We start from the raw sequence: 4474 nt of genomic DNA, 5'->3' as shown, positions 1-4474 counted from the left end.
TTGATTGATACATTTATCGTACCGGAGGTGCCTGATGTTTTATATGCGTTGTTTGATTACGGGCTTACTGTTAAGGAAGTAAATAAAGCAAAAAAAACTAAAAGAATTAAAATTTAACTAAAAGCACTTGCCTTTTAAAAAGACAACGAGTGCTTTTTTATTTGAATAAATAATCTATGGCTAATCTGTACATTACATATATAAGTTATAGGGTGTTCAAGCTCAAGCGTGTTGGAAAGTCAGCATTGAAAACATCAAGCAAGGAACAAAAACCGCGCTAGACGTCACAAAACGAAGCTGGGATGGCGTCGCTGGCGGAGCGACAGATGCCGTTGTCGATACGTGGAATGACCTCGTACATATGGTCCAGCATCCAGTCGAAACAGCAGAAAGCATCGGTGAAGGAACGAACAGGTTATAAATGGCGATGCAAAAAGCAGAGGCCACTACTTCTCTTACCTAACCGCTAACGTTGCCATGAGCATAGTCGGCACCAAAGGAGCGGACAAGCTCGCAAAAACGACGAAGCTTGAATAACTCAGCGGTGCCATCACCAAGAAACTCAATCAAGGTGCCGCAGCCATTCATGTGCGTACGCAGTCAGCTCTGTAGAACTTGGGTCTAAATAAGCTGGATAATCGTTTGGAGTATCCAGGTGTTGGATCTGTGAAGGGGCATGGTGGGTATCAGTTTATTGAGCGTGTGGATGGTGGTAATGGGGTTGGGACGAAGGTTAGGGATGAGAAGGTTGCTGAGGGTACAGGGAAAAGTCGAATAGAATATTTACGTAATAGATATGGTAAATTTACATCAGAAGAGCTAAATTATCGAATTAACTTACGCAGTGAGACACTTATAGAATTGCAAAAGTTAAAAGAAACAGGGATAAGTAAGAAAGAATTAGGTCCAGCTTTTGCTGGAGTGTATGATAAGACAACTGGTGAAATTTATTATGCAATAAATGAATACGATGGAATTTTGCCAGACTTTCATCCTCTAATAAAGTCAAGGTATGATCTTATGCCAAAAGAAGTTATTGAATCATATGAGTTTACAAAAGGTGCGGGTACACATGCTGAAGTAATTGCATTGAATAAGGCTTTAAAGGAAAACCCTCAAGCTGATTTGGATAATTTTGTTATCAATGTAATTCGTACAGGTCAAAATAGAACAAAACCAGCTGGAATGATGTTTCCAAGATGTCCTCATTGTGCTTATCTTACAGATGAATTTGAAATAATTACGGAGGTTTCAAAAAATGTCAAATGAATTATTAACTAAGGAGTATATAATACAGAACGGCTTAGAGTTTGAAGAGCACTTAGAGTATGGGGGACCATATGACTTAGCAATAGTAGAATATACTGCTGATGGTAAAGAAAGGTTGTTTACGGGATTGGCTTACGATCTTTATGAAAATGGAAATATAGAAAGTTATTTCTACGTTGAAAATGGTTTTAAACAAGGGAAGTATGTAGAGTTTTATTCGAATGGTACTATAAAAAGGGTTGGACATATGAATAAAAATTCGGCAGATGGATATCAGGTTGAATTCTTTGAAAATGGAATGAAAAAGTATGAATCAGAATGTATTGCTGGACGTGAAATGGTTTATAAAAAGTATAATGAACAAGGAGAAATTAGAAATCAAAAAACAGAGCCTAGTGAATGGGATTTATTATATGCTGAAAAATTCAGTAATGATAAAAATACAAAATAATAATATGATTGAACAGCTTTGTAAGTGGTGATTAATATGAATAATGATAAATTAAATTATTTCATAAAAGAATTTAAAAATGAACAACAAGTACTTTTACCAAGAGTAAATCTAAAAAATGATTTTCAATTGGAAGAAATAGAGTCAGTTGCAGGAGTAGATTTAGCGTATTGGGAAGCAAGTGAAAAGACGTTTGGTGTTTGTTGTATTGTGGTTATTGATTTTAGTACACACGAAGTTCTTGAAAAAGTATATAGTTATGGAGAAATAACAGTTCCTTATATCTCAGGTTTTCTGGCCTTTCGTGAATTGCCATTGATTAAGGAAGCAGCAAAAAAACTTACTAAATATCCTGATCTTTATATGTTTGATGGAAACGGCTACTTACATTATCGTCACATGGGTATCGCTACCCACGCCTCCTTTTTTCTAAATAAACCAACTATTGGTGTAGCAAAAAGTTATCTTAAAATTCAAGACGTAGATTTTATTATGCCAGAGAATTCAATAGGAGCTTACACCGATATTGTAATAAATAATGAAGTTTATGGTCGAGCGTTAAGAACGACAAAAAATGTAAATCCTATATTTGTATCTTGTGGTAACTGGGTTGATTTAGATACAAGCACTGAAGTTGCTATGAACTGTATTAATAATGAGAGTCGTTTACCTATCCCTGTTAGGTTAGCAGACTTAGAAACGCATAAGGTAAGGAAGAAGTTAATAGAGAGAATGAAGGAACTTGAAGAAAAGTAAACAAAAAAGCACTTGGTGGTCTGATAGGCAACAGGTGCTTTTTTTGCCAATAATTATTGAAGTAGATGCAATAACTTTTGTACAAATAAAAGCTATGGATAAGAAAGAGTGTCATAGCGTATGAAGTAATGAAGATGGTTTTAAAGTTCGTTACTCAAGTAGATAGACAATCAACATAATGTAAAAGACATGACGCACACAGTTAACGAGACATAGAATGACCTCGTACATATGGTCCAGCATCCAGTCGAAACAGCAGAAAGCATCGATGAAGGAGTCAAAGCCGTTTGGGATGATCCAAAAGGCGTAGCTAAAACCATCGGTAACGAGATAAAAGACTCCTGGAATGAACAGGTCATAAACGGCGATGCAAAAAGCAGAGGCCACTACTTCTCTTACCTAACCGCTAACGTTGCCATGAGCATAGTCGGCACAAAAGGAGCGGACAAGCTCGCAAAAGCGACGAAGCTTGAACAACTCAGCGGTGCCGCCACCAAGAAACTGAATGAAGGTGCCGCAGCTATTCATGTGCGTACGCAGTCAGATCTGCAGAACTTGGGACTGGATAACCGTTTAGCGTATCCAGGTGTTGGATCTGTGAAGGGGAATGGCGGGTATCAGTTTATTGAGCGTGTGGATGGTGGTAATGGGGTTGGGACGAAGGTTAGGGATGAGAGTGGTAAGGGTATAGGAAAAGGGGAACAAGTATTAGATAAGGTCAAAACATATGAACAAGCTAGAAATAAGGTACTAGACCTAGTTGGAGATTTAGGACCAAACTCACAGCCATATACAGGTACTCTTAAGTCAAGTGCTGGATATGGTCAAGTTGTTGGTAGGCAGTCTGCTGACGGAAAAGTAAGATGGAGATTAGATTATGACCCAAATAAGGGGCCGCATATAAATATTGAGGATTTTCGTAATGGTAAAGGGGCTAATGCCCGAAAAATAGCTGTACCGTTTGAGGGTAACGAAAGCACCTTTAAATCTTTATTAAAACATTTGAATAGATAAGGGGACTTTAGATGAGTTTATTTGATGAGTGTATTGAAGCACTAGGTGAGGATGTACATGTCTTTTCTGATAATAATAGAGAGCAAATATTAAGTAATTTTGAAAGTTCATTTCCGTTTAAGTGGGGGCGTATTGAATGGGAGAAAGTGTCTAATCATGCTGAAGTGAATACAGTTGATGAGATAATCTCCTTTTTAGACCAAAACGCGAATGAATACAGTAATGTTGTTTATGTAATTTGGGACGAAGGAACTTTACCTATTATTCAAACTACTTTAGATAAAATACTTAAAGATATAGATGATGTTACTGCTGTAAGTTTTGATACATGGATATTTTCGCCATCTACAGGATATGTTATTGAAATATTTCATGATGGTGAAGTAAGAGTAGGATTTAAGTAAAATTGATTTAACCTTGATTTAACCTTGATTGGCTTGGGACTGACCCCTGTTTTTGAGACAGGAATCAAAACACCTTTTAAACACGCAGCACCTCCTGGTACAATACATGTATCAATCAAAGGAGGTGTTAGTATGCAACATAAAAAATATTCACTGTATAAAAATGGAGTATACTTACATGATTTTGATACTATGACTGAATGCTCCAAATGGTTAGAGAATATTATAGGAGGCTCTTTGTATCAGGGCTTGAGCAGGATTAGAGATGGAAAATGGATACCTGATGAAAGGTCACAGCTTTTTGGATATGAGGTTAAAACTAATGACACTGAGGAGAGCTAATTAGGCTCTCCTTTTTCTGTAATAGGATGCTTTTCTAAAACTGACGCAGCTTATCCCTTAAATGAATAATTACATAGTAAATAAATAATTACATAGTAAATCACTAGCGTCGCATAAATTTTAACTGAATTTTCTGTTTTATTATTTTTCCTTTTTTTCCTTTTTTCCCCTTTTATAAAGAAAAACGAATACTCTTGAACAGAGGTAGTAAACATCCATTTTTTTACTATAACTGTTG

Annotated in this window: 6 protein-coding genes and 1 pseudogene; 6 read left to right on the top strand and 1 reads right to left on the bottom strand. The window is 36.4% G+C overall.

Annotated features, from left to right (window positions below; translation table 11 throughout):
* Positions 1-642 precede the first annotated feature (642 nt).
* From AC1UFB_RS15430 to AC1UFB_RS15405, 6 genes and pseudogenes are all read left to right on the top strand, one after another.
* Positions 643-1269, top strand: coding sequence for a YwqJ-related putative deaminase (locus tag AC1UFB_RS15430; protein ID WP_482589461.1), 627 nt, complete (start codon positions 643-645; stop codon positions 1267-1269).
* Positions 1259-1720: a toxin-antitoxin system YwqK family antitoxin gene (locus tag AC1UFB_RS15425; protein WP_076514054.1), complete on the top strand. Its 462-nt coding sequence runs from the start codon at positions 1259-1261 to the stop codon at positions 1718-1720. Before AC1UFB_RS15430 ends, AC1UFB_RS15425 begins: the two co-directional genes overlap by 11 nt.
* A gap of 36 nt (positions 1721-1756) precedes the next feature.
* Positions 1757-2476 (top strand): endonuclease V, encoded by a 720-nt coding sequence (locus AC1UFB_RS15420; RefSeq protein ID WP_076514053.1) that lies wholly within the window; start codon positions 1757-1759, stop codon positions 2474-2476.
* A 681-nt stretch (positions 2477-3157) separates the two neighbouring features.
* A pseudogene (locus AC1UFB_RS15415) lies at positions 3158-3490 on the top strand (T7SS effector LXG polymorphic toxin); the annotation flags it as partial.
* Positions 3491-3501: 11 nt separating this feature from the next.
* Positions 3502-3894 (top strand): CDI toxin immunity protein, encoded by a 393-nt coding sequence (locus tag AC1UFB_RS15410; RefSeq protein WP_025910115.1) that lies wholly within the window; start codon positions 3502-3504, stop codon positions 3892-3894.
* 132 nt (positions 3895-4026) lie between these two features.
* A complete protein-coding gene (locus AC1UFB_RS15405; RefSeq protein WP_025910116.1) occupies positions 4027-4236 on the top strand; it encodes a hypothetical protein in 210 nt (69 codons plus the stop codon).
* A gap of 50 nt (positions 4237-4286) precedes the next feature.
* On the opposite strand, the gene AC1UFB_RS15400 is transcribed toward AC1UFB_RS15405, so the two are convergent.
* Positions 4287-4474: hypothetical protein (locus tag AC1UFB_RS15400; protein ID WP_482589460.1), on the bottom strand; the 188-nt coding region annotated here is incomplete at its 5' end.

Source organism: Priestia sp. KCTC 13724 (assembly GCF_056820425.1).
This window is presented reverse-complemented; position numbering and strand designations above follow the sequence as displayed.

Excerpts from the sequence above, each read along its gene's own strand:
- AC1UFB_RS15405 (WP_025910116.1), top strand. The coding sequence starts at position 4,027 with ATGCAACATAAAAAATATTCACTGTATAAAAATGGAGTATACTTACAT.
- AC1UFB_RS15420 (WP_076514053.1), top strand. The coding sequence starts at position 1,757 with ATGAATAATGATAAATTAAATTATTTCATAAAAGAATTTAAAAATGAA.
- AC1UFB_RS15425 (WP_076514054.1), top strand. The coding sequence starts at position 1,259 with ATGTCAAATGAATTATTAACTAAGGAGTATATAATACAGAACGGCTTA.
- AC1UFB_RS15410 (WP_025910115.1), top strand. The coding sequence starts at position 3,502 with ATGAGTTTATTTGATGAGTGTATTGAAGCACTAGGTGAGGATGTACAT.